Genomic DNA, 24,057 nt, shown 5'->3' on the forward strand with positions numbered 1-24,057 from the left:
GGCCGGAAACCGGGTGGACGGGAAATGATGCGGTGCGGGCGCCCCTGTGGCGCCGCACCGCCACCCTCCGCGACCTGGGAGCCCGATTGCCTCCGATCCCTCCGGCCGATCGCTCCGGCGCCCCGCACGGGCGCGCCGTCGATCCGCTGTTCCTCGCCCTGCCGCTGCGGCCCCTCGCCGACGCCGCCCTCACCCGGGCCCGCGGACTGGGCGTGAGCCACGCCGACTTCCGGCTGGAGCGGATCCGCAGCGCCTCCTGGCGGCTGCGTGACGCGCGTCCCGCCGGCACCTCCGACAGCGTGCAGCTCGGTTACGCCGTCCGGGTGCTGCTGGACGGCGCCTGGGGCTTCGCCGCCGGTGTCGACCTGACCCCCGACGCGGCGGCCCGGGTCGCCGAGCAGGCCGTCGCGGTGGCCCGCCTGTCCGGCGGGATCAGCCGGGCGGCCGGCACCGCCGAGCGGGTCGAGCTGGCCGACGAGCCGGTGTACCGCGACGTCACCTGGGTCTCCGCGTACGAGGTCAACCCCTTCGAGGTGCCGGACGCCGAGAAGACGGCGCTGCTCGCCGAGCGCAGTTCCCGGCTGCTGGCGGCCGAGGGCGTCTCGCACGTCCAGGCGGCCCTGCGCACCGTCCAGGAGAACAAGTTCTACGCGGACACCGCCGGAACGGTGACGACCCAGCAGCGGATCCGGGTGCACTCGGACCTGGAGGCCACCTCGGTCGACGAGCGCACCGGCGCCTTCGACTCGATGCAGACGCTCGCCCCGCCGGTCGGCCGCGGCTACGAGTACGTCACGGGCACCGGCTGGGACTGGGACGCCGAGCTCGCGGAACTGCCCGTCCTGCTGGGCGAGAAGATGCGGGCCCCGAGCGTCGAGGCGGGCCGCTACGACCTGGTCGTCGACCCGACCAACCTCTGGCTGACCATCCACGAGTCGATCGGCCACGCCACCGAGCTGGACCGCGCGCTCGGGTACGAGGCCGCCTACGCCGGCACCTCCTTCGCCACCTTCGACCAGCTCGGCTCGCTGAAGTACGGCTCCGAGCTGATGCACGTCACCGGCGACCGCACCGCCGAGCACGGCCTGTCCACCATCGGCTACGACGACGAGGGCGTGGCCACCCAGTCCTGGGACCTGGTCAAGGACGGCGTCCTGGTCGGCTACCAGCTGGACCGCGGCATCGCCAGGCTGAAGGGCTTCGAGCGCTCCAACGGCTGCGCGTTCGCCGACTCCCCTTCGCACGTCCCGGTGCAGCGGATGGCCAACGTGTCGCTGCAGCCCGCCGCCGACGGCCCGGACACCGAGGGCCTGTTCGCCCAGGTCGAGAACGGCCTCTACATCGTCGGCGACCGTTCGTGGTCGATCGATCAGCAGAGGTACAACTTCCAGTTCACCGGGCAGCGCGCCTACGCGATCAAGGACGGCGAGCTCGCCGGCCAGGTCAAGGACTTCGCCTACCAGGCCACCACCACCGACTTCTGGGGCTCGATGGCGGCGGTCGGCGGCCCGCAGACCTACCTCCTCGGCGGTGCCTTCAACTGCGGCAAGGCGCAGCCCGGTCAGATCGCGGCGGTCAGCCACGGCTGCCCGTCGGCGCTGTTCCGCAACGTCAACGTGCTCAACACCCAGCAGGAGGCGGGTCACTGATGACCGCGAAGCAGCCCCACGAACTCGTCGAGCTGGCGCTCGGCCTCTCCCGCGCCGACGGCTGCGTGGTGATCGCCGACGAGGAGTCCACCGCCAACCTGCGCTGGGCCGGCAACGCGCTGACCACCAACGGCGTCACCCGCGGCCGCCGCCTCACCGTGATCGCCACCGTGGCGGGCGCCGAGGGCACCGCCTCCGGCGTGGTCTCCCGCGAGGCCGTCACCGCGGAGGAGGTGGAGGGCCTGGTGCGGGCCGCCGAGGAGGCCGCCCGCGCGGCCGGACCGGCAGAGGACGCCCAGCCGCTGATCGCCGACCAGCCCTCCTCGCCGGACTTCACGGAGCCGCCGGCGCTCACCTCCATCGAGGTGTTCGACGCCTTCGGCCCGGCCCTCGGCGAGGCCTTCGCCCGCGCCGCCGCCCAGGGCGAACTGCTGTACGGCTTCGCCCGGCACGAGATGACCTCCAGCTACCTGGGCAGCTCCACCGGTCTGCGGCTGCGCCACGACCAGCCCACCGGCATGGTCGAGATCAACGCCAAGACCGCCGACCTCTCCGGCTCGGCCTGGGTGGGCGCCGCCACCCGGGACTTCGCCGACATCGACCTCACCGCCCTGCACACCGAGCTGACCAGGCGGCTCGGCTGGGGTGCCCGCAAGGTGGACCTGCCGGCCGGCCGGTACGAGACGCTGCTGCCGCCCTCGGCCGTCGCCGACCTGCTGGTCGTCCTCAACTGGAACGCCGGCGGCCGGGACGCCCAGGAGGGCCGGACGGTCTTCTCCAAGCCCGGCGGCGGCACCCGGCTCGGCGACAAGCTCAGCTCCCTGCCGCTGACGCTGCGCTCGGACCCGCGCGAGCCCGGCCTGGAGGCCGCGCCGTTCGTACTGACCCACTCCACCGGCGGGGACTTCTCGGTCTTCGACAACGGCCAGCCGATCGCCGCCACCGAGTGGATCCGCGACGGCGTGCTGAACGACCTGATCACCAGTCGCCACGCGGCCGCCCTCACCGGCCTGCCGCTGCGCCCGGCGATCGACAACCTGGTGCTGGAGACGGCCGACCAGGAGTCGGCGCCGACGCTGGACGAGATGATCGCCCGCACCGAGCGCGGCCTGCTGCTCACCTGCCTCTGGTACATCCGCGAGGTGGACCCGGCGACGCTGCTGCTCACCGGCCTCACCCGGGACGGCGTCTACCTGGTGGAGAACGGCGAGGTCGTCGGCGAGGTCAACAACTTCCGGTTCAACGAGTCCCCGGTAGACCTGCTGGACCGGATCACCGAGGTGGGCCGCACCGAACGCTGCCTGCCCCGCGAGTGGAGCGACGTCGTCACCCGCACCGCGATGCCACCCGTGCGTGTCACGGACTTCAACATGAGTTCGGTCAGCCAGGCCTCTTAGCCACTGACCTACGGGGGATACGAGAGACATGATGGACGAGAAGCGCCTGGTCAGGTCGAGCAAGATGCTGTCGCGCATCCTGCGGCACGAGCCCGGGCTGGTGGGGATCACGCTGGACGGGGCCGGCTGGGTCCGGGTCGACGAGCTGCTCACCGCGCTCGCGGCCCGGGGCAGGCCGCTCACCCGGGCCGAGCTGGACCACGTCGTGGCGACCAACAACAAGCGCCGCTTCGGCTACTCGCCGGACGGTCTCTCGATCCGCGCCAACCAGGGACACACGGTGGCGGTCGACCTCGGTCTGGCCGCCGCGGTTCCGCCGCCCGTGCTCTACCACGGCACCGCCGACCGGCACCTGGCGGCGATCTTCCACGAGGGGCTGCGCCCGATGGCCCGCCAGGACGTCCACCTCTCGGCGGACACCGAGACGGCGACCAGGGTCGGCGCCCGGCACGGCCGTCCGGTGGTGCTGACCGTGAACGCGGCGGCGATGACGGCGGCCGGCCACGAGTTCCGGCTCAGCGAGAACGGCGTCTGGCTCACCGACGCCGTGCCCCCGCAGTACCTCTCCCGGCGCTCGTAGCCGACCGGGCCGCGCCGCCTCGCCGGCGCCCCGACCGAAGGGCCTGTCCGCTCCGCCGGACAGGCCCTTCGCGTACCCGACCGGGTGGGTCCGGCCCACCCGGCCTCGTCGCCGCCCGTGCCCGGGCGTACCGTGAGGAGGCCGCGCGGCCAGGCGCGCGGGTGCGTGACGAGGGCGGTAGGACACATGGGCAAGAGCGCCGACGACGGGCAGGTCTTCCGGATCACCGGGGCGCGCAGCAGCCTCACCGAGGACGTCCGGGGACGCCAGCGCCGCTACGTCATCTCGATGCTGGTCCGTACGGCCTGCGTGCTGCTCGCCGTGGTGCTGTGGGACGTCCAGCGGATCCTGGCGTTCGCCGCGCTGGCGGGCGCCGTGCTGCTGCCGTACTTCGCGGTGCTGATCGCCAACGCGGGCCGGGAGCGGGCCCCTGGGCTGCCGAGCACCTTCGACATCCCGCTCGACACCCCGCTGATGCTCGGCCCCGGTGGGAGGGGTGGGACGGGTGGGATGGGTGGAGCGGCTGCGAAGGCCGGTACAGGAGAGGCAAAGGCCGCTCCCACCGATCCTTCACAGGACGTGGACTGACCGTCCGTTTCATGCTGCTTCACCCCCGTCCGGCCCGGAGAAAGCTCAAAAGAAGCTCAGATTAATCATGCAAGACCTCCCCATCCCCGGGTCTTCGCGTGACATACTGCGTACGCGCTCCGCATCCCCCGTCGGAGCGACGGACCGACGCCGGGCGGCTCCCCCCGTGGCTGCCCGGCGTCGCCATGCCCGGACGGATCCGCTCGGCCCGGGCGGGCGTGACAGACTGGCGGCGCAGACGTACCCGCCAATCGTTGAGGACGGCCCGATGGAAACCCCGCAGATGCCGATCTGCTCCGCCAAGGGCTGCCGGGCGGACGCCGGCTGGGTGCTGGTGTGGAACAACCCCAAGCTGCACACCCCGGACCGCCGCAAGACCTGGCTCGCCTGTGACGAGCACCGCGAGCACCTGTCCCAGTTCCTCGGGGTGCGCGGCTTCCTCAAGGAGGTCGTCGCCTTCGCCGAGTGGACCCCCGAGGCCTCCGAGAGCACCGCGAGCACCGAGGGTTCCGGGAAGCCGGCCTAGCCGCCGATCGCGGACATCGGCCGCTCGGGCTGGAGGAACTCCGGGTCGTCGATCCCGGCCCCGGCCTTCTTGCCCCACATCGCCGCCCGCCACAGCGCGGCCAGTTCGGCGTCGTCCGCGCCCGAGCGCAGCGCGGTGCGCAGGTCGGTCTCGCCGGTCGCGAACAGGCAGTTGCGCACCTGGCCGTCGGCGGTCAGCCGGGTGCGGTCGCAGGCCCGGCAGAACGGCCGGGTGACCGAGGCGATCACGCCCACCCGGCCCGGGCCGCCGTCCACCAGCCAGCGCTCGGCGGGGGCCGCGCCCCGGCGGGCGGACGGCTCGGGGGTGAGTGTGAAGCGGGCCCGCAGCAGGTCCAGGATCTCCGTCGCGGTGACCATCGACGCGCGGTCCCAGCCGTGCTGGGCGTCCAGTGGCATCTGCTCGATGAAGCGCAGCTCGTAGCCCCGCTCCAGGCACCAGGCCAGCAGGTCGGCCGCCTCGTGGTCGTTGACCCCGCGCATCAGCACCGCGTTGAGCTTCACCGGCGCCAGCCCGGCGGCCTCGGCGGCGGCCAGCCCGTCCAGCACGTCCTGGTGACGGTGCCGGCGGGTGAGGGTGTGGAACACCTCGGGGTCGAGGGTGTCCAGCGAGACGTTGACCCGGTCGAGGCCGGCCTCGCGCAGCGCCGTCGCGGTACGGGCCAGCCCGATGCCGTTGGTGGTCAGCGAGAGTTCCGGGCGCGGCTCCAGCTCCGAGCAGGCGGCGACGACGGCGACCAGCCCGGGGCGCAGCAGCGGCTCGCCGCCGGTGAAGCGGACCTCGCGCACGCCCAGGTCGCGCACGGCGACGGTGACCAGCCGGACGATCTCCTCGTCGGTCAGCAGGTCCGGCTTGCCCAGCCACTGCAGGCCCTCCTCCGGCATGCAGTAGGTGCAGCGGAGGTTGCACCGGTCCGTGAGGGAGACCCGCAGGTCGACGGCCTGGCGTCCGAAGGTGTCGAGCAGCACGTGCGTCCTTCCCCGAGATGCGGCCGGCCCGGCCACCGTCACGGCGGGCCGGGCCAGCATAGTCATCGCGGGACGATCAGTGGGCGCCCAGCCCGGTCAGTGAGCGGACCTCCAGTTCAGCGTACTTCGCCGGATCGGGGCGTTCCGTGGACAGCAGCGTGCCGAGCCAGCCGGCCAGGAAGCCGACCGGGATGGAGACCAGGCCGGGGTTCTCGAGCGGGAACCAGTGGAAGTCGGAGTGCGGGAAGAGCGAGGTCTTCGCGCCGGAGACCACCGGGGAGAAGAGCACCAGCACCACCGAGGTGACCAGGCCGGCGTAGACCGAGCTGACGGCGCCGACGGTGGTGAACCGCTTCCAGAACAGCGAGTAGAGCAGGGTGGGCAGGTTCGCCGAGGCGGCGACCGCGAAGGCCAGGGCGACGAGGGCGGCGGTGTTGAGCTTGTCCGCGAAGAGGCTGAGCACGATCGCCACCGCGCCGATCGCGACCGCGGCCCACTTCGCCGACAGCACCTCCTCCCGCTCGCTCGCCTTCCCGCGCCGGATCACGTTGGCGTAGAGGTCGTGGGCGAAGGAGGCCGAGGAGGCGAGCGTGAGCCCGGCGACGACGGCCAGGATGGTGGCGAAGGCGACGGCCGAGATCACCGCGAGGAGGATCGCGCCACCGGTGGTCCCGACGCCTCCGCCGAGCGCCTCGGCCAGTTGCGGGGCCGCGGTGTTGCCCGCCGCGTTGGCCGCCTTGATCGCCTTGGAGCCGACCAGCGCGGCCGCGCCGAAGCCGAGCGCCAGGGTCATCAGGTAGAAGACGCCGATGATGCCGATCGCCCAGAACACCGACTTCCGGGCCGCCTTGGCGGTGGGCACGGTGTAGAAGCGGACCAGGATGTGCGGCAGGCCGGCGGTGCCGAGCACCAGCGCGATGCCCAGGCTGATGAAGTCGAGCTTGGCGGTGCCGGTGCCGTACTTCTGCCCCGGTTGGAGGAAGGCCTCGCCCTTGCCGCTCGCGCTCGCCGCCGCGCCGAGCAGTTCGGAGGGGTTGAAGTGGTACTTGGCCAGCACCAGGACGGTCATCAGCGCGGCGCCGGCGATCAGCAGCACCGCCTTGACGATCTGCACCCAGGTGGTGCCCTTCATCCCTCCTATCACCACATAGACGATCATCAGCGCGCCGACCCCGACGATGGTCCAGCGCTTGGCGGCACTCCCCTCGGCCCCCAGCAGCAGGGCCACCAGGGTGCCGGCGCCGACCATCTGGGCGAGCAGGTAGAAGATCGACACCACGATGGTGGAGACGCCCGCCGCGGTGCGCACCGGGCGCTGGCGCATCCGGAACGCGAGCACGTCCGCCATCGTGAAGCGGCCGGAGTTGCGCAGCGGTTCGGCGATCAGCAGCAGGGCGACCAGCCAGGCGACCAGGAAGCCGATCGAGTAGAGGAAGCCGTCGTAGCCGCTGAGCGCGATGGTCCCGGCGATGCCGAGGAAGGAGGCGGCGGACATGTAGTCGCCGGAGATGGCCAGGCCGTTCTGGAAGCCGGTGAAGCCGCGGCCGCCCGCGTAGAAGTCGGAGGCGCTCCTGGTCTGCCGCCCGGCCCAGACGGTGATGCCGAGGGTGGCCAGGACGAACACGCCGAACAGGGCCATCGTCAGGCCGCGGTGCTCGGTGGCGGAGCTGGCGAGCAGAGTCATTCGACGGACTCCCGGGGGGCGTGGACGACGGCGCCGTGCGCCTCGCGGATCGCCGCGGCGGCGGGGTCGATCCGCCGGTCCGCGTAGCGGGCGTACCAGGCGGCGATGGCGAAGGTGGTCGCGAACTGCAGCAGCCCGAGCACCAGGGCCACGTTGACGTGCCCGAGGACCTTGGTGCGCATCAGTCCCGGGGCGTAGCAGGAGAGCAGGACGTAGAGCAGGTACCAGAGCACGAAGCCGATGGTGACCGGGAAGGCGAAGCTCCGGAACGAGCGCCGCAGGGTGCGGAACTCCTCGCTTTCGTCGATGACTTGGGCTTCCGTGGCGGCGGTGGTGGTGAGCGGCGGCGAATCCACGCTGTCTCCTCACTCCTTCGGCGTATGTGTCACACGGGGGAACGGTCGAGCGTGAGGGGCGTCACAGGTCTGGTGCGCGCCGCGCAATGCTAGGAGCGTCCTGCCCACCCCGGAAGGGGTTGACCGCGATCAGTCGACCGTTCACCCCCTCGCACCATCCGATTGGCCGAAAAACAGCCCATCCCAGCGATGCCACACCCCTCCAGCCCCACCCGGAACACGGCACCGGCCCGTACCGCACCCCATACGGGGCGGCACGGGCCGGTGCCGGGAGGCCGAGGACTCAGAACGCGATCCGCACCTTCAGGGCCGAACGGTCGTCCATCGCGCGGTAGCCGTCCGGAACGCCGTCCAGGCCGACGGTGCGGTCGAAGACCAGCCCCGGCTCGATGGCGCCCGAGAGCACGTCCGGCAGCAGTTCGGGGATGTACGCGCGGGCCGGCGCGACTCCGCCGTTCAGCGAAACGTTTCGGCCGAACATCTGACCGATGTCGACGCCCGCGCTGCCACCGTGCGGCACCCCGACGTAGCCCACCGCGCCGCCGTCCCGGGCGATCGAGACGGCCGTCCGCATCGACTCCTCGGTACCGACCGCCTCCAGGACGGCGTGCGCGCCCTGACCGCCGGTCAGCTCCTTCACCGCCTCGACCGCGGCCTCGCCGCGCTCCGCCACCACGTCCGTCGCGCCGAAACGGCGGGCCAGCTCGGTACGGGCCGTGTGCCGGCCCAGCGCGATGATCCGGCCCGCGCCCAGCCGGTGCGCCGCCAGGACGCCGCACAGGCCCACCGCACCGTCGCCGACCACCGCGACCGTCGCGCCGGGGCGCACCCGCGCCGAGACCGCCGCGTGGTGCCCGGTCGACATCACGTCGGACAGCGCCAGCAGCCCGGGCAGCAGCTTCTCGTCGCCCGCCGCCTCCTTCGGCAGCTTCACCAGCGTCCCGTCCGCGAACGGCACCCGCACCGCCTCGCCCTGGCCGCCGTCCGAACCGACCTGCCCCCAGAACCCGCCGTGCGGGCAGGAGGTCTGGAGGCCTTCGAGACAGAAGTCACACGTCCCGTCCGACCAGACGAACGGTGCCACCACCAGGTCGCCCTTGACGAAGCCGCGCACCTCGGCGCCGGCCTCCTCGACCACCCCGAGGAACTCGTGCCCGATCCGCTGCCCGGCCACCCGGTGCGCCACCCCGCGGTAGGCCCACAGATCGCTGCCGCAGATACAGGCGTTCACCACCCGGAGCACCACGTCCGTCGGGTGCTGGATCACCGGGTCCGGGACTTCCTCGATCCGGATGTCGTTGGGGCCGTGAATCACGGTGGCACGCATGCGCTGTTCCTTAGCTGAATGGTTTCGACCAGGTGTACGACATCCCCCGCGACCACTCTATTCCGGCCGGTCCATCGGATCATTCCGGCCGGAACCCCCGCCCGGCCCCTTATCCTGTTGGACCATGCAACCGATCCAGCCCGAGACGTACGGAGTGCCGCGGACCGCGCCGGTCCCCGCGCAGCGCTCCGCCGACCCCTCCCGGGGCTTCGCGGTCGTCGACGTCGAGACCACCGGTCTCGGCCGCTCCGACCGCGTCATCTCGGCGGGCGTCTACCAGCTGGACCCGGACGGCGACGTCGTCGGCCACTGGTACACCCTGGTCAACCCCGGACGGGACCCGGGCCCGGTCTGGATCCACGGCCTCACCGCCGAACTGCTCGCGACCGCCCCGACCTTCCCGCAGATCGCCGACGAGTTCGCCGCGCGTCTGCGCAACCGCGTCCTGGTCGCGCACAACGCGCTCTTCGACTGGAACATGATCTCCCGCGAGTTCTCCCGGGCCGGCCTGCGCGCCCCGGTCGAGCAGCGGCTGTGCACCATGGTCCTCTCCCGCGACCTGCGGCTGCCGCTGCCCAACGGCAAGCTGTCCTCGCTCGCCGCCCACTTCGGCGTCCGGCAGCGCCACGCCCACAACGCCCTGGACGACGCCCGGGTGCTCGCCGAGGCCTTCCGCCCCAGTCTGCACCTCGCCCGTGACGGCGGCGTGCCGCTGCCGCTGCAGAACTGCGTCGCGGTCACCGACCTCGGCGAGGAGGAGCCCGCCAGCCCGGGCCGCGCCGGCTGGACCGGCGCCACGTACCGCCAGGCCAAGAAGCGCCCGCCCTGCCCGTACCCCAACCCGGGGCGCTGGGAGGACGGCAAGCCGCTGGTCCAGGGCATGCGGGTGGCCATCACCGGTGACACCGCCACCGACCGCGAGATCCTGGAGGACCGCGCGGTCGAGGCCGGACTGCACATCGCGACCTCCGTGAGCCGCCTCACCAGCCTGCTGGTCACCAACGAACCGGACGGCTGGAGCGGCAAGGCCCGCAAGGCCCGCGAGGTCGGCACCCCCGTCGTCGGCGAGGACGCCTTCCTCCAGCTGCTGCGCGAGGTCGCCCCGCACCCCGGTGCGTGAGCCGGTTGTGAGGTCGGCGTACCGTTCCCATGTGTACCGTTTTCTGCTGACCCGACAGTGGCTGATCACCATGCTGATCGCGCTGCTGCTGATCCCCGCGACGATCAAGCTGGGCTTCTGGCAGCTGCACCGCCACGAGGCGCGGGTGGCCCGGAACGAGCTGATCGGCCAGGCCCTCACGGCCGCGCCGGTCCCCTTCGACACCCTGTCGCCGACCCCCGGCTTCGCGGTCCCCAAGGACCTCACCTGGCGCGCGGCGACCGCCACCGGTCAGTACGACCCTGCACACGAGTTCGTGGTCCGCAAGCGGACCGACTCCAGCGGGACCATCGGCTACTTCGTCGTGACCCCGTTCCAGCTCGCCGACGGCAAGGGCACCGTCCTGGTCAACCGCGGCTGGGTCGCCTCCGGCGACGGGGCCACCGAGTACCCCCCCGTCCCGGCCGCCCCCGCCGGCGAGGTCTCCCTCACCGGCCGCCTGCGCGCCGAGGAGACGTACGGCGCCAGCGGCATCAAGGACCGCACCGGCCTGCCGGACCGCCAGTTCAACCTGATCAACACCGACGAGCAGGCCAAGCGGACCGGCGTCCCCCTCCTCGGCGGCTACCTCGAACTCACCGGCACCACCCCGGCCCCGGCCGACCAGCCCCAGCTGATCCCCGAGCCCAACCACTCCGACATCGGCCCGCACATGGCCTACGCGATCCAGTGGTGGCTGTTCACCGCGATGATCCCGGTCGGCGTCTGGGTCCTCGCCCGCCGCGAGGCCAAGGACCGCGCCAAGCAGGCCGCCGAAGCCGAGGTCCCGCTCGAGGCCGTCCCCGCCTAGAGCACGTCGTCCAGCTCCCGCATCAACCGCGCCTTCGCCCGCGCCCCCACCACCGACCGCACCGGCTGCCCGCCCCGGAACACCATCAGCGTCGGCATCGACAGCACCCCGTACGCCGCCTGCGTCCGCGGGTTGCGGTCCACGTCCACGCTCACCACCCGCAACCGGTGCGCCTCCTCCCGCGCGATGTCCGCCAGCACCGGCGCCATCATCCGGCACGGCGGACACCAGTCCGCCGTGAAGTCCACCAGCACCGGTCCCTCGGCCGCCAGCACCTCCGCGGCGAACGTGTCGTCCGTCACCGCCGGCACACCCGTGATCTCCACCATCGTCTACTCCTTCACCAGTTCACAGAGAGGCGACTCCCGGACGGCGGCCAGCTCGTCCCGTGCCCGCACGGCCCGATCGAACTGCCCCGCCATCTGCGCCCGCACCTCCTGGAGCCGGGCGATGCACTCGTCCAGCTCCCCCAACTTCCGCCGGTACACCTCCAGAGAGGCCGGACACGAGTCCCCCTCCGGGTACCCCGCCCGCAGGCACTCCACGAACGGCCTGGTCTCCTCCAGCCCGAACCCGAAGTCCTGCAACATCCGGATCTCCCGCAGCAACCGCAGATCCCCCTCGTCGTACGCCCGGTACCCGTTGCCCGCCCGCCGGGCCGGCAACAACCCCAACTGCTCGTAGTACCGCAACGCCCGCGTGGTCGTCCCCGCCCGCTCCGCCAACTCCCCGATCCGCACGCCGAACCACTCCTCCCGCACTTCCGGCAACGACCGTAAACCTTCCCCCCGACGTCAACGCCAGCCCTGCCCCGGCTCCCGATCACCCTCACCCAGCCCCACCGGGCGGCGGCCTCCCCCACCCCCGGGGCCGCCCCCGGCCCCAACCATCCCGAGAGCCCACCCCCCGAACCCCGACCCCCACCGGGCACTATGTCCCCATGGATCTCGGACTGAAAGACAAGGCCTACATCGTCACCGGCGCCACCCGAGGCCTCGGCCTCGCCGGCGCCCGCGAGCTCGCCGCCGACGGCGCCCGTGTGCTCATCAGCGGCCGCACCCAGCAGGCCGTCGACACCGCCGTCGCCGAACTCGGGACCCTCGGCACCGCCCGGGGCCTCGTCGCCGACAACGCCGACCCCGACACCCCCGAGCGCCTCATCTCCGAGGCCCGGCACCACTTCGGCCGTCTCGACGGCATCCTGATCAGCGTCGGCGGCCCCCAGGCGGGCCCCGTCGAGACCACCCCCGAGGACGCCTGGCGCGCCGCCTTCGAGTCCGTCTTCCTCGGTGCCCTCCGGCTCGCCCGCGCCACCGCCGCCGCGCTCCCCGAGGGCGGTGTGATCGCCTTCGTGCTCTCCAGCTCGGTCCGCCAGCCGATCCCGGGCCTCGGCATCTCCAACGGCCTGCGCCCGGGCCTCGCCATGGCCGCCAAGTCCCTCGCCGACGAGCTCGGCCCCCGCGGCATCCGTGTGCTCGGCCTGCTCCCGGGCCGGATCGACACCGACCGGGTCCGCGAGCTCGACGGCCTCACCCCCGACCCCGAGGCCGCTCGCGCCAAGGCCGCCGCCACCATCCCGCTGGGCCGGTACGGCGCCCCCGAGGAGTTCGGCAAGGTCGCCGCCTTCCTGCTCTCCCCCGCCGCCTCCTACCTGACGGGCCTCATGGTCCCCGTCGACGGCGGCGCCCTCCGCGCCCTCTGACGCCCTCTGACGCCCTCGCAACTCTCAATCACTCATTCCTGACCGATCGATCCCGATCGGTCAGTTCCGACCATTCATCCCAGCCAGTCGATCCCAACCGATCCGTCCCGACTACTCCACCCTCGACTGCCTGCGCCCCCGCCGGCCCCGCCGCCCCCACCCGTGCCGCGGCTCGGCGGGGGCCGCCTGCAGGACCCGGATGCGCAGATCGGCCGGCAACTCCGCCAGCCGCAGGCTCCCGCACGCATCCGCCCGGGGCCCGTCCTCGAAGTGCTCCACCAGCGCGGCCGGATCCCCGCCCGGCCGCAACCGCACCGCGCCTCGCAACCGCGGATGCCTCGGCGCCCGCACCAGCCGCACCCCGGCCCGCTCGACCTCCGGCAGCACCGCCGTCCCGTTCTCCAGCGCCTCTTCCAGCGCCCGCGCACCGACCCGCAGTCGAAGCCCGCTCACGCCCGGCGTCGGCACCGCGATGCTCGGCAGCCCGCTGCGCCGCAGCTGCGCGACCAGCCACCACGCCATCCCGGCCACCAGCACGGTCAACCCGCCGATCACCGTCGGCCACCACCACGCCGACGCCACCCACTGCCCCCGCGAACGCGCGCTCACCACCGGCTGGTCGGGCGAGGTGAGCGGCCACCAGTCCGGCGGTTTTACGCCCAACCGCCGGTACAGATCGAGCCCGCCCGCCAACACCAGCACCCCGATGCCCAACAGCACCGCACCCACCAGCCCCAGCAGCACCCGGTTGACGACCGTCCTCCTCACCCCGTCACCCCCTCACCACCACCCGCGCCGCCACCCGTCCCCGCGCCGAAGTCCTCCCCCACCGCGCCGGCGGCCCCTCGTGCCATTCGCACGTCCAGCCGCAACGGCCGCCCCAGCCCCACCCGCTCCAGCTCGTCCCGCAGCTGCCGCTGCACCAACGCCGGATCCGCCACCCCCGCCAGCGAGATCCGGACCCGCCGCCGACCGACCCGGATCCGCAGGTGGTCGATCCCGTCCAGGCCCGCCGCCCGGTCCGCCAACAGGTGCCCGACCCCGGCCCGGTCGATGGCCGCCGACGTCCCCCCGTACGGACGCAGCACGAGCCACCGCCGCAGCCCGGGCGCGACGGCCAGCCACAGCAACCACCCGCCGAGCGCGGTCGCCACTCCGGCCCCCACCAGCACTCCCAGGTCGTCGAGGTGGCGTGTCGCCAGCTCGTCCGCGATCTGTGCCCGCCACCGTCGCGCCGGCTGCCCCACCCGCACCGCGATCACGTCGTACAGCAGCGCCCCCGCCACCACCAGCACCCCGGTCGCCACCAGCGCCGCCGCGGCCGTACGCGGAGCCCGCAGCCGTCTCACCCTCCGCGGCCGGGCTTCCGGCGCCGCCCCTTCCACGCCCGCCGTCGCGGAATCCTCCGCGTTCACGCTCACGAGGCGCCTCCCGTCACCAACTTCTCGACCAAGACGACCACTTCCGACACCCTCGTCCCGGTCAGCCCCACCACCCGCTCGGCGATCCGCTGCCGCACCGCCCCGGCCAGCGCCGCGATGTCCGAGGGGAACGGCAGCTCGAGCTCCACCCGGACCATCACCGTGCTGCCCGGTACGGTCACCGAGACATGCGGCGGCGCTCCCTTCGCCCGCCCGGCGGGCCAGGCATCGGCGAGCACCTCCCGGGCGGCCCGGGCCGCGATCCGGGCGTACACCCGGTCGGCGACCCGGAGCCGCCCCCGACGGCCCGGCACGGACCCCACGGCGGAACCCGACCCGGGGACCGCCGAGGAATCCGAACCGGAGCCCGAACGGGAAGAGAGCGCAACCCGCCCCGGACCGGACGCAACGCCCGACATCAGTGACGCCGGTCGCGGCCGCGGAGCAGGTCCCCGAGCTCGCCCAGCTCGATGTCTCCCTCCAGCAGGCGCCCGACCACGAAGCCGACCAGCCCGAGCGCGCCCACCAGCAGGAAGGCCGCGAATCCGCCGAAGTACCCGGCGAAGCCGAGGGCCATACCCGCCGCCAGGCCGACGATGGCCAGGTTCATCCGCTACTCCCTCGTCTCCAGCTACCTCGTCCGGTCCTGATCCGACTCGCCGCCGACAACCCGACCCCGCCCCGCCCCGCCCCGCCCCGCCCCGCCGCCGAACGCGCTACTTGAGCTTCGGCCGCTGCCCGGGCGCCGTCTCCGGCACCTCTTCCTCCTCGAACTCCGGTTCGTCCGGGAGGTGGACGTCGTTGACCGCGATGTTGACCTCGACGACCTCCAGGCCGGTCATCCGTTCGACCGCGTTGATGATGTTCTCCCGCACCTGGCGGGCGAGTTCGGGAATGACCACGCCGTACTCGACCACCAGGGCGATGTCGATCGCGGTCTGCTTCTCGCCGACCTCGGCCTTGATACCCCGCCCGACGCTGGGCTTGCCGCCGGGCACCCGGTCCCGCATCGCGCCGAAGGTACGGGCGAGCCCGGAGCCGAGCGCGTGGATCCCGGCGACCTCACGGGCTGCCATCCCGGCGATCTTCTCCACCACGCCGACGGCCAGCGCGGTGCGGCCGCGCTCGCCGACCGGCTTGGCACCGCCGCCGGTCCCCGGCGGCGGGCCGGCGCTGCCGCCGGTGTGCTTGTGCATGGTCGCGGGCGTCGGAGTGTCAGGCATGGCGCTTCTCCCGTCGTGCGGCTCCAGCTATATCGCAAGCCTCCCCAACTCTGGCATTTCGCCACGAACCCCGCCCGCCGAGCGCCGCCGACCGGCTCCCCGCGCGGAAGTTCCAGCCCCCGAACAGGGAAAGGGCCCGGCCCCGGGAGGATCTCCCGGGGCCGGGCCCTGCGTCGTCACCGCGCGGTCAGTCGCCGATCCCGGCGAGTTCCCGCAGTCGGCGGGCCTGCGCCGCCCGTTCGGCCGAACGCTGCTCGTCGAAGGAGCGCCCGGCGGCCCCCTGCAACAGCGCCTTGGTCTCGATCACGGCCCCGCGCGGAGCGGCCAGCAGGGCCGCCGCGAGGTCGCGTGCGGCGGCGTCCAGTTCCTCGCCCGGCACCGTCAGGTTGGCCAGCCCGATCGCGGCAGCCTCCTCGGCACCCACCCAGCGGCCGGTCGCACAGATCTCCAGTGCCCGCGCGTAGCCGACGAGGTCGGTGAGCGGCTTGGTGCCGGCCAGGTCCGGGACAAGGCCCAGCGAGGTCTCCTTCATCGCGAACCGGACGTCCTCGGCGACCACCCGCAGGTCGCAGCCGAGGGCCAGCTGGAAGCCCGCACCGACGGCGTGGCCCTGGACCGCCGCGATGGAGATCAGGTCCGGGCGGCGCCACCAGGTGAAGGCCTCCTGGTAGGTGGCGATGGCGTCGTCCAGCTCCTGGTCGCTGGAGGCGGCGAGCTGGAGGAAGGTGGGCTCGCCCAAAATGCCCTCGGGGGTGAACATGGCCCGGTCCAGCCCGGCGGAGAAGGAGACGCCCTCCGCGCGCAGCAGCACCACCCGGACGCTGCCGGGCAGCTCGCGGCCGGCCGCGGTGAGGGCGCGCCAGAGCGCGGGCGACTGGGCGTTGCGCCGCTTGGGCAGGCACAGGGTGACGACGGCGAGTTCACCGTCGATCTCCAGGCGGACGCCGTCGCGCTCCCAGCTCGGGGCCTGCGGTTCGGTGGCGGGAGCGGTCATGCGGGAACCTCCGGTGGCGAGGGACTTGGCTACCGGAGAGTAACAAAACTCGAGACGCGAGGGCAGGGGCCCCGACCCGAAAAGATCGACGGGGCCCACAGCGCTCGACGAAACGCGAAAGCGGAGCAGAGCGAAGCGCGAAAGGAAAACGAACGGACGTGAAGAACCGGGGGGCGGACGACACCCCGGACATGACGATCGGCGGCCGGTCCACACGACCCGAGGGCGGACGCCCAGCTGGTGGTCAGCTGTCGTCTCCTCGGCCGGCGCCCTGCCGCCGCGTCATCCAGCCGGTGGCTGACTAACCGTCAGGACCCGGCCCCGGCAGTTGCCTTGTTCTTGCCCCGCGTGGCACCGCCGCGGCCCCGGAGAATGACTCCGGATTCGCTCAGCATCCGGTGCACGAAGCCGTACGAACGACCGGTCTCCTCCGCGAGAGCGCGAATGCTCGCCCCGGAGTCGTACTTCTTCTTGAGATCGGCCGCGAGCTTCTCACGCGCGGCACCGGTCACCCGGCTGCCCTTTTTCAGAGTCTCGGCCACCCGTGCCTCCTCGTAGCGTTGCTCGGTCAGATTCCCATGATCACCCATCCATCGCGTCCTGGCCACCCATTCGACAAGGTCGATGTCGGAAATGCGTGGTCCTACGGTGGTGATCCGAGCGCATCAGGGCGCTCACGCAGAGTGCACGCCCCCGGGTGGAAGTCGCCGTTCGCCGAGAAATAGCTGATCAGCAGCGTCGGCCCGACCACGATCGAGTGGCGGGCCGACGGAAAGTCCTTAAACGGAATCCGGGTCTACTTCATTCCCGGACACGCCGAAAGGACTAGATATTCTCATCCGAAAAGCGGATCTCGCGTCTACTTCCGGTCAGGCCAAGGAGACCAGATCGGCGTAGGACGGGTTCCAGAGATCCTCCACGCCGTCCGGCAGCAGGATGATCCGCTCCGGGTCGAGCGCCTCGACCGCGCCCTCGTCGTGAGTGACCAGGACGACCGCCCCGGAGAACTCGCGCAGCGCGCCCAGGATCTCCTCGCGGCTCGCCGGGTCGAGGTTGTTGGTGGGCTCGTCGAGCAGCAGCACGTTGGCGGAGGAGACCACCAGGGTGGCCAGCGCCAGACGGGTCTTCTCACCACCGGAGAGCACCCCGGCCGGCTTGTCGACGTCGTCGCCGGAGAACAGGAAGGAGCCGAGGATCTTGCGGATCTGCACCAGGTCGGTGTCCGGCGCGGCCGAGCGCATGTTCTCCAGCACGCTGCGGTCCGGGTCGAGCGTCTCGTGCTCCTGGGCGTAGTAGCCGATCTTCAGGCCGTGGCCCGGGATCACCTCGCCGGTGTCCGGCTGCTCCACCCCGGCCAGCATCCTCAGGAGGGTGGTCTTGCCGGCGCCGTTGAAGCCGAGCACGACGACCCGCGAACCGCGGTCGATCGCCAGGTCGACGTCGGTGAAGATCTCCAGCGAGCCGTAGGACTTGGACAGGCCGCTGGCGGTCAGCGGGGTCTTGCCGCACGGGGCCGGCTCCGGGAAGCGCAGCTTGGCGACCTTGTCGCTCTGGCGCACCTGCTCCAGACCGGAGAGCAGCTTGTCGGCACGGCGGGCCATGTTCTGCGCGGCCACCGTCTTGGTCGCCTTGGCGCGCATCTTGTCGGCCTGGGCGTTGAGGGTCGCGGCCTTCTTCTCGGCGTTGGCCCGCTCGCGCTTGCGGCGCTTCTCGTCGTCCTCGCGCTGCTGCTGGTACTGCTTCCAGCCCATGTTGTAGACGTCGATGCAGGAGCGGTTGGCGTCCAGGTAGAACACCTTGTTGACGACCGTCTCGACCAGGTCGACGTCGTGCGAGATGACGATGAAGCCGCCCTTGTACGTCTTCAGGAAGTCCCGCAGCCAGACGATCGAGTCGGCGTCCAGGTGGTTGGTGGGCTCGTCGAGCAGCAGCACGTCGGAGTCCGAGAAGAGGATCCGGGCCAGCTCGACGCGGCGGCGCTGACCGCCGGAGAGGGTGTGCAGCGGCTGGCCGAGGATGCGGTCCGGCAGGCCCAGCGCGGCGGCGATGGTGGCGGCCTCGGCCTCGGCGGCGTACCCGCCCTTGGTGAGGAACTCGGTCTCCAGCCGGGCGTACTTCTTCATCGCGTTGTCCTGGGTGGCGCCCTTGCCGTTGGCCATCCGGTCCTCGTTCTCGCGCATCTTCTTCAGCACGGTGTCGAGGCCGCGGGCGGACAGGATGCGGTCCTTGGCGAGGACGTCCAGGTCACCGGTGCGCGGGTCCTGCGGGAGGTAGCCGACCTCGCCCGACCGGGTGACGGTGCCGGCGGCGGGCAGGCCCTCGCCGGCCAGCACCTTGGTGAGCGTGGTCTTGCCGGCGCCGTTGCGGCCGACCAGGCCGATCCGGTCGCCGGCGGCGACCTTGAAACTCGCGGACTCGATCAGGATCCGGGCACCGGCACGCAGTTCGAGGGCGTTGGCGGAAATCATGGCTGAGGACTACTCCTGGGACGTGGGCGGGCGGCCGGGTGCGACGGACCCGGGGCCGGGTTGGCGTGAGGGGGACTTCAACGGCGGTCGGCGCGGCCCTCGTGGCGCCGCCACCCGCTATTGCCCGGAGAAGATAGCCATGGCGGCAAGTCTACCGGGCCCCGTGTGTCGCCTCCGGAGTAGTACGGGCCTGGGGTATCCACCGGGCACCGGGGGCCCACCGGTCCCGGCCGAGGGCCGCCCGGACCGAGACCATCACCTCGGACCGAAGCCTCTCCTCGGACCGTAGCCGTCGCCCCGGGCCGAAGCCTCGCCCCGGGCCGGAGGCCGCCGTCCGCGGGCCGACCCGGTTGCCGCGACCGGAGACGACCGCGGCCGCGACTACTGCGGCTGTCCGGCCGGCTGGTCCCCGGTAGGCGCCGCGGAGTCCGGCGTCGGGGCGTCCGGGGCGGTGCCGGCGGCCGCCGGGTCGCCCGCGGCCGGGAGGAGCGCCGACGGGTCCGCCGCACAGCCGCCCTGAGGACGGACCGCGGCGAACGGCGCGTCCACGCTGCCGCAGGGCGTCTCGGGCGCCGCCGCCTTGGTGTCGAACACCTTGGGCGGGACGATCGGGCCGTCGGTGATCTCCACCCGGCTGCGGTCCAGCACCTTGACCGTGGCGTTCGGGCCGGTGCTCGTCGCCCAGCCGTTGCTGTCCAGCCGGTAGCCGGTGATGCCGCCGGACACGGCCTGCCCGCTGCTGTTGGTGCAGGTGCGTGGGATGAGCACGGCGTAGTCGGTGTGGACGGCGCGCAGCGGGTCGTAGACGCAGCCGCCGGAGGGCTTGTCGTTGTAGCGCAGGTCGCCGTCGGCGTCGCGCAGGCCCATGGTCAGGTTCGGCGTGACCAGGGCCAGCCAGGGCGAGCCGTCCCGCTGGACGGTGTGCAGCGCGCCCGCGGCCCGCTGCATGGCGAGCGCCTTGCGCTGGGCGTCGGTCCGCTTGTCGGCGCCGGGTTCGCCGTCGCCGTGCAGCCAGTCGGCCAGGCCGGGCACCGCGCGGTGCCAGCGCACCTCATGGTCGCCGGGCCGCACCGAGGTCACCATGCCGTCGTCCCAGACCACGATGGCGTTGTCGCCGGCCATCGCCAGGTAGAGCGCCTCGGCGCCCTCCCGGCGGTAGGACCAGGCCTGCTCGCCGGTCTGCTTGTGGAAGGCCTCCAGGCCCGGGCCCACCCGCAGGTCGAGGTCGGCCGAGCTGAGCGACTCGGAGTTGACCGGCGTCGCCCCCGCGTCACCCGGTCCCGCCACCCGGTCGCCGAACGGCACCGGCTTGTTCGCGTGTGCCGCCGCTCCGGCCGCAAGGACCAGCACCACCGCCGAGGCAGGCAGGATCGAGCGGGGGGTCAGTACACGCAGCGGCTTCCAGGACACGGCCGGAGCGTACCTTTCACCGGGCACGCGAGTCAGCCCGGTTCCGCCGCCGACACCTCCCGCCCGGCGTCCGCCCGGCCCCGCGCGCCCTCCCCGCACGTCCGCCCGCCCACCTGCGCCGTCGGGGCCTCGGCCGCTCCGGCGGGCGCGCCGGAGCGGGCCACAGCGGCCCGGCGGGACCGTTACAGAGCTGATACATGACCGCCGGTCGTCGGCCGCCATAGCAGCCGACGTTCGATCGGCGCCCACTTTGGGGTGACATTCGGCCCCTTCGTCCCTCTTCGGGCCTACTGTCAGCGAGCGGAGCGCCACGGTCCGTCCACGCCGTGACCGTGGCGCCCCGCCCACGAGACTCCCGAGGAGAGCACCATGCGAATCGGCCGCCTGACGCTGGCCGCCGCCACCCTGCTGCTGATGGCCACGGCCAGCGTCCCGGCCGGGACGCCGTTCAGCCAGACCGAACGGCACACCCTCTCCTCGGACGCCATCGAGCCGCGCGGTCCGGCCCCGCGCCCGCCGGTCCAGCGGCCGAGCCACGAGCCGCCGTTCGGCGCGTTCGTCGGCTCCTGGGACGACTACATCCCGCAGATCGGCCGGTACGCGCAGTGGCTCGGCGACGCGAACATCCAGGTCGGCCACACCTACCTGGCGGGCAACGGCTGGAGCGACATCGAGGGCGAGCCGATGGTGCTCGGCCTCTGGTCGCAGTGGCGGCAGGCCGACCCTTCGCGGTTGCTGGTACTCGGTGTGCCGATGCTGGTGCCCAGCGAGGCGAAGGTGTCGGACGACGAGGTCGCCGAACTGCTCGCCCAGGGGGCGCGCGGGGACTTCGACGGGCACTTCCTCAAGCTCGCGCGCCGACTGGTCGCGCTGGGCAGTGCGGACACCGTGCTCACGCTCGGCTGGGAGATGAACGGCACCACCTACACCCACCGCTGCAAGCCCGACCCGTCGGCGTGGAAGACGTACTGGCGGCGGATCGTCGAGGTGATGCGCTCGGTGCCCGGGCAGCGCTTCCGCTTCGACTTCGCCCCCAGCCGCGGCCTGGACGCCATCCCCTGGACCAAGTGCTACCCCGGCGACGACGTGGTCGACATCATCGGCATGGACAACTACGACCAGCCCGCCGGCGGCACCTTCGACGACTACGTGCGCGAGCCGTACGGCCTCCAGGACCAGGTGGAGTTCGCCGCCAAACGCGGCAAGCCGGTCTCGTACCCGGAGTGGGGGCTGTTCCGCAACGGCGACAACCCCGAGTTCGTGCAGCGGATGGTCGACTGGATCCGCACCCACGACACCGCCTACCAGACCGTCACCGACTACTGTCCGCACGGCTTCTTCCAGTGCGAGCGCAATCCGCGCTCGACGGCGACGTTCAAGGAGTTGATGGCCGGGTCGAAGGGGGCGCCCTCGCCGGCGCCCACCGCGGCGGCCCCCGGCATGCCCGCGGCGCCGGGCCCGGCCGGCCCCGTGGACTCGCCGGCCGCGCCCGGGGGCCGCGCCGCGCCGAGTGCGACGCCGCACCCGGCGGCCCGTCCGACGACCGCCAAGGCGACAGCCGTTCCGACGGGCACGAAGCACGCCCGGCACTGAGCGGTCAGCTGCGGCGGCGGGCCAGCAGCGCCTCCTTGAGCCGGGGGAAGCGGGTGCGCAGCTGGTGCGCCGCCACCTGCCGGGCGAGCACCGCCCCGGCCCGGAGGGCGGCCGCCGGTGCCGCCCCGGCCGGGCCGAGCAGCAGCCGGTGGTTGGACAGCTGGTCCGGCCGCCAGCGCTGCTTGTACGGTTCCTGCCCGCGCAGCAGGCCGAGCACCGGGACGCCCGCGCCGACGGTCTCGTCCAGGGCCGCGCTGAACAGCAGCCCGGCGATGTCAAGGCGCTCGCGCAGCACCGGGTGGGCGCCGTACATGTACAGCCCCCCGAAGGACGGGCAGAGCAGCAGCAGGTTCACCGCGACCAGCTGGCCGTCCAGGTGGAACTGGTGGACGACGGCCCTGCCCGCGGCGACCAGTCCGGTGGTGGACTCGGTCAGGTGCCGGGCGAACCGGTCGGTACGGTGCTCCGGCGTGACGCCGCGCGCCTGCCACTGCAGGAAGTGCAGCCGCAGCAGCCCGTCCAGCGCCTGCGGCACCTCGGCCACCGGGGTCGTACGGACCTTCACGCCGGCCTCGGCGATCTTGCGGAGCTTCACCCGGCTGCGCTGGGCGGTCTTGCCGGGCACCCGTTTGAGCAGCCTGTCCATCGGGACGGCCGGCAGGTACTGGCAGAGCGAGTCGCGGTAGCGGCGGCGGCTGCCACGCCAGTGCCCGTACACCCGGTGCACCGCTGCGTCGGGATGCACCTCGCGCAGCTCCAGCCAGTGCCACGGGCGGGTGAGCGGGAGGACGGCGGCGAGTTCGGCGGCGGCCCGGTCGGCGTACTCGTCGTCGAGCAGGACGTCGGTGTAGTCGGCCAGCCCGGCACCGAGACCGGTCAGGCCGCCGAACGGTCCGCCGCGGCGCACGAAGGCGCCGGCGCCGACCAGCCGGCCGTCGCGGCGGACCAGCACCAGGAGCAGGCCGCCGGGGCGGCCGTAGTGGCGCCACCAGGAGCGCTGCCAGTCGGCGGCCTGGAAGAAGGTGGCGGTCCGGCAGCGGGCGGCCAGGTCGTCCCACTCCTCGGCGAGGACGTCCAGGGCGTCGTCCTCGCGGCGCAGCTCGGTGGTCCAGGCCGGCGCCGTCGCTTGGGCGGGCAGGCTGCTACTGCGGGTGCGGGTGCTCACCGGCCGCTCCCGGCCGGGGCCTTCTTCCGGGCGGGGGTCTGGTTCCCGGTGGCCGGGGCCTGCTCCTCGGCGGGGGCCTGCTCCTCGGCCGGGGGCTGCTCCGTCGCGGGCTGCTCCGCCGCCGCGGGCTCGGTGCCGGCCTGCTTGTCGGCCTTGCCGTCGGCCTTCTTCTCGGCCTTCGGGCTCTCCTTCTTCACACTCGTGGTCCTGGCGCTCTCCTTCTTCGGGCTCGCGGCCTTCGCCCCTCCGGCCTCGGGAGCGGCGACAGCCCCGGGCTCGGTCTCGGCCGGCTCCTCGCGACGCGGGCGCGGCTGCGTCGGGACCGCCACCGACACGGCGGCGGCGGCGGGGGCAGCGGCGGCGGGGGCGGGGACCTCCGGTGCCCGTGCGGCCCGCGGTGCTTCGGGGCTCGCGTCGGCCTCGGGCGTTCCCGCGCCGCCCCGGCGGCGGGTCATCATCACCAGCGCGCCCAGCAGCAGCCCGGCCGAGCCGCCGACCGCGACGTCCAGCTTCCCGGAGGGCGTGGTCGGCTTGTCCGGCGCGGCGGCCGGGGCCAGCGTCACCAGCCGGACGTTGGTGTCCTTGCTGCTGGTGTTGGCGAAGGCGACCAGCGAGCGGGCCACCGCGTCGGCGGTCCCGGCCGCGTCCTGGGGGCGCCGCCCGGTCCCGGTGATCTCGATCATCGGGGCGTCCGGCGAGGTCGTCCCGTGCACCAGGGTCTCCAGCTCGGTCCGGGTGTGGCCGGTCTCGTCGGCCGCCACGGCGAGCACCTGCGGCTGGCCGGCCAGCCGGCCGTACGCCTGGGCGAAGTTGGTCGCGATCACGGCCTCCCCGGGGTTCTGCGCGACCACGAGGACGTAGGCGTTCGCGGCGTACGACGGGTGCGCGACGACGGCGTACCCGGCGCCGGCCGCGGCGCCCAGCGGAACCGCGAGCACCACCGGCCACCAGCGGCGGACCAGGCGGCGGGCGCTTCGGCGCGGTGTGGTCATGGGTGTTGCTCCTTGGGTCTGGTACGGCGGTTCCGGCGGTGGCGGGC

General features: G+C 73.1%; 26 protein-coding genes. 9 read left to right on the forward strand and 17 right to left on the reverse strand.

Annotated features, from left to right (window positions below; all coding sequences use genetic code 11):
* Positions 1-95: 95 nt before the first annotated feature.
* The 5 genes from ACGF0D_RS04425 to ACGF0D_RS04445 all read left to right on the forward strand — a co-directional run bounded on the left by ACGF0D_RS04425 (position 96) and on the right by ACGF0D_RS04445 (position 4,740).
* On the forward strand, positions 96-1,649 hold the full coding sequence (locus ACGF0D_RS04425) for a TldD/PmbA family protein (protein WP_392914087.1): 1,554 nt from the start codon (positions 96-98) through the stop codon (positions 1,647-1,649).
* Entirely contained in the window at positions 1,649-3,046 is a 1,398-nt protein-coding gene (locus ACGF0D_RS04430; RefSeq protein ID WP_392878263.1) for a metallopeptidase TldD-related protein, read from the forward strand. Before ACGF0D_RS04425 ends, ACGF0D_RS04430 begins: the two co-directional genes overlap by 1 nt.
* A gap of 31 nt (positions 3,047-3,077) precedes the next feature.
* A complete protein-coding gene (locus tag ACGF0D_RS04435; RefSeq protein ID WP_392878830.1) occupies positions 3,078-3,626 on the forward strand; it encodes an RNA 2'-phosphotransferase in 549 nt (182 codons plus the stop codon).
* A 186-nt stretch (positions 3,627-3,812) separates the two neighbouring features.
* Positions 3,813-4,214 carry a DUF3099 domain-containing protein gene (locus ACGF0D_RS04440; protein ID WP_392913950.1) on the forward strand — a complete coding sequence of 134 codons (402 nt, stop codon included), beginning with the start codon at positions 3,813-3,815 and terminating at the stop codon, positions 4,212-4,214.
* Between the two features lie 268 nt (positions 4,215-4,482).
* Positions 4,483-4,740 (forward strand): hypothetical protein, encoded by a 258-nt coding sequence (locus ACGF0D_RS04445; RefSeq protein WP_392913951.1) that lies wholly within the window; start codon positions 4,483-4,485, stop codon positions 4,738-4,740.
* Here the strand turns inward: ACGF0D_RS04445 and moaA are convergent.
* The 4 genes from moaA to ACGF0D_RS04465 all read right to left on the reverse strand — a co-directional run bounded on the left by moaA (position 4,737) and on the right by ACGF0D_RS04465 (position 9,093).
* Entirely contained in the window at positions 4,737-5,726 is a 990-nt protein-coding gene (gene moaA / locus ACGF0D_RS04450; protein ID WP_392914088.1) for a GTP 3',8-cyclase MoaA, read from the reverse strand. The two genes, ACGF0D_RS04445 and moaA, sit on opposite strands and share 4 nt — an antisense overlap.
* Before the next feature lie 76 nt (positions 5,727-5,802).
* Complete coding sequence (locus ACGF0D_RS04455; RefSeq protein WP_392913952.1) at positions 5,803-7,410, reverse strand: cation acetate symporter; 1,608 nt, start codon at positions 7,408-7,410, stop codon at positions 5,803-5,805.
* Positions 7,407-7,766 carry a DUF485 domain-containing protein gene (locus ACGF0D_RS04460; protein ID WP_392878271.1) on the reverse strand — a complete coding sequence of 120 codons (360 nt, stop codon included), beginning with the start codon at positions 7,764-7,766 and terminating at the stop codon, positions 7,407-7,409. The genes ACGF0D_RS04455 and ACGF0D_RS04460 overlap by 4 nt, the downstream gene beginning before the upstream one ends.
* 283 nt (positions 7,767-8,049) lie before the next feature.
* Positions 8,050-9,093: a zinc-dependent alcohol dehydrogenase family protein gene (locus ACGF0D_RS04465; protein ID WP_392913953.1), complete on the reverse strand. Its 1,044-nt coding sequence runs from the start codon at positions 9,091-9,093 to the stop codon at positions 8,050-8,052.
* Between the two features lie 124 nt (positions 9,094-9,217).
* Here ACGF0D_RS04465 and ACGF0D_RS04470 point away from each other — a divergent pair, with 124 nt between their 5' ends.
* The gene (locus ACGF0D_RS04470) at positions 9,218-10,213 is read left to right on the forward strand and encodes a DEDDh family exonuclease (protein ID WP_392913954.1); all 996 of its coding nucleotides are present in this window, start codon (positions 9,218-9,220) and stop codon (positions 10,211-10,213) included.
* 31 nt (positions 10,214-10,244) lie between these two features.
* A complete protein-coding gene (locus ACGF0D_RS04475; protein WP_392878277.1) occupies positions 10,245-11,042 on the forward strand; it encodes an SURF1 family protein in 798 nt (265 codons plus the stop codon).
* On the opposite strand, the gene trxA is transcribed toward ACGF0D_RS04475, so the two are convergent.
* Together trxA and ACGF0D_RS04485 are read right to left on the reverse strand one after the other, a co-directional pair.
* Positions 11,039-11,371 carry a thioredoxin gene (gene trxA / locus ACGF0D_RS04480; protein ID WP_392913955.1) on the reverse strand — a complete coding sequence of 111 codons (333 nt, stop codon included), beginning with the start codon at positions 11,369-11,371 and terminating at the stop codon, positions 11,039-11,041. The genes ACGF0D_RS04475 and trxA overlap by 4 nt on opposite strands.
* A gap of 3 nt (positions 11,372-11,374) precedes the next feature.
* Complete coding sequence (locus ACGF0D_RS04485) at positions 11,375-11,782, reverse strand: MerR family transcriptional regulator (RefSeq protein ID WP_392914089.1); 408 nt, start codon at positions 11,780-11,782, stop codon at positions 11,375-11,377.
* Between the two features lie 200 nt (positions 11,783-11,982).
* Between ACGF0D_RS04485 and ACGF0D_RS04490 the strand changes: the two genes are divergently transcribed.
* Positions 11,983-12,744, forward strand: coding sequence for an SDR family oxidoreductase (locus ACGF0D_RS04490; RefSeq protein ID WP_392913956.1), 762 nt, complete (start codon positions 11,983-11,985; stop codon positions 12,742-12,744).
* A 111-nt stretch (positions 12,745-12,855) separates the two neighbouring features.
* Here ACGF0D_RS04490 and ACGF0D_RS04495 read toward each other — a convergent pair whose 3' ends face one another.
* From ACGF0D_RS04495 to ACGF0D_RS04535, 9 genes are all read right to left on the reverse strand, one after another.
* Positions 12,856-13,512, reverse strand: coding sequence for an alkaline shock response membrane anchor protein AmaP (locus ACGF0D_RS04495; RefSeq protein ID WP_392913957.1), 657 nt, complete (start codon positions 13,510-13,512; stop codon positions 12,856-12,858).
* Positions 13,509-14,165, reverse strand: a complete 657-nt coding sequence (locus ACGF0D_RS04500; RefSeq protein ID WP_392913958.1) for a DUF6286 domain-containing protein — start codon at positions 14,163-14,165, stop codon at positions 13,509-13,511. Before ACGF0D_RS04500 ends, ACGF0D_RS04495 begins: the two co-directional genes overlap by 4 nt.
* Positions 14,162-14,488, reverse strand: a complete 327-nt coding sequence (locus ACGF0D_RS04505; RefSeq protein WP_392913959.1) for a hypothetical protein — start codon at positions 14,486-14,488, stop codon at positions 14,162-14,164. The genes ACGF0D_RS04500 and ACGF0D_RS04505 overlap by 4 nt, the downstream gene beginning before the upstream one ends.
* A gap of 95 nt (positions 14,489-14,583) precedes the next feature.
* Positions 14,584-14,775 (reverse strand): hypothetical protein, encoded by a 192-nt coding sequence (locus ACGF0D_RS04510; RefSeq protein ID WP_392878287.1) that lies wholly within the window; start codon positions 14,773-14,775, stop codon positions 14,584-14,586.
* 106 nt (positions 14,776-14,881) lie between these two features.
* Positions 14,882-15,388, reverse strand: a complete 507-nt coding sequence (locus ACGF0D_RS04515; protein ID WP_392878289.1) for an Asp23/Gls24 family envelope stress response protein — start codon at positions 15,386-15,388, stop codon at positions 14,882-14,884.
* A gap of 187 nt (positions 15,389-15,575) precedes the next feature.
* Positions 15,576-16,382 (reverse strand): enoyl-CoA hydratase/isomerase family protein, encoded by an 807-nt coding sequence (locus ACGF0D_RS04520; protein ID WP_392913960.1) that lies wholly within the window; start codon positions 16,380-16,382, stop codon positions 15,576-15,578.
* Positions 16,383-16,690: 308 nt separating this feature from the next.
* Positions 16,691-16,924 (reverse strand): helix-turn-helix domain-containing protein, encoded by a 234-nt coding sequence (locus ACGF0D_RS04525; RefSeq protein ID WP_030059940.1) that lies wholly within the window; start codon positions 16,922-16,924, stop codon positions 16,691-16,693.
* 327 nt (positions 16,925-17,251) lie between these two features.
* Positions 17,252-18,850, reverse strand: coding sequence for an ABC-F family ATP-binding cassette domain-containing protein (locus ACGF0D_RS04530; protein ID WP_392878293.1), 1,599 nt, complete (start codon positions 18,848-18,850; stop codon positions 17,252-17,254).
* Between the two features lie 381 nt (positions 18,851-19,231).
* Positions 19,232-20,260 (reverse strand): hypothetical protein, encoded by a 1,029-nt coding sequence (locus ACGF0D_RS04535; RefSeq protein WP_392913961.1) that lies wholly within the window; start codon positions 20,258-20,260, stop codon positions 19,232-19,234.
* Positions 20,261-20,629: 369 nt separating this feature from the next.
* Here ACGF0D_RS04535 and ACGF0D_RS04540 point away from each other — a divergent pair, with 369 nt between their 5' ends.
* Complete coding sequence (locus ACGF0D_RS04540; protein WP_392913962.1) at positions 20,630-21,853, forward strand: glycoside hydrolase family 26 protein; 1,224 nt, start codon at positions 20,630-20,632, stop codon at positions 21,851-21,853.
* A 4-nt stretch (positions 21,854-21,857) separates the two neighbouring features.
* Here the strand turns inward: ACGF0D_RS04540 and ACGF0D_RS04545 are convergent, their stop codons facing one another.
* Both ACGF0D_RS04545 and ACGF0D_RS04550 read right to left on the reverse strand, forming a co-directional pair.
* Entirely contained in the window at positions 21,858-23,018 is a 1,161-nt protein-coding gene (locus ACGF0D_RS04545) for a GNAT family N-acetyltransferase (protein WP_392913963.1), read from the reverse strand.
* Positions 23,015-24,010, reverse strand: coding sequence for a Wzz/FepE/Etk N-terminal domain-containing protein (locus tag ACGF0D_RS04550; protein ID WP_392913964.1), 996 nt, complete (start codon positions 24,008-24,010; stop codon positions 23,015-23,017). The genes ACGF0D_RS04545 and ACGF0D_RS04550 overlap by 4 nt, the downstream gene beginning before the upstream one ends.
* Positions 24,011-24,057: the final 47 nt, after the last annotated feature.

This window comes from Kitasatospora sp. NPDC048298 (assembly GCF_043201465.1).
Lineage (GTDB): Bacteria > Actinomycetota > Actinomycetes > Streptomycetales > Streptomycetaceae > Kitasatospora.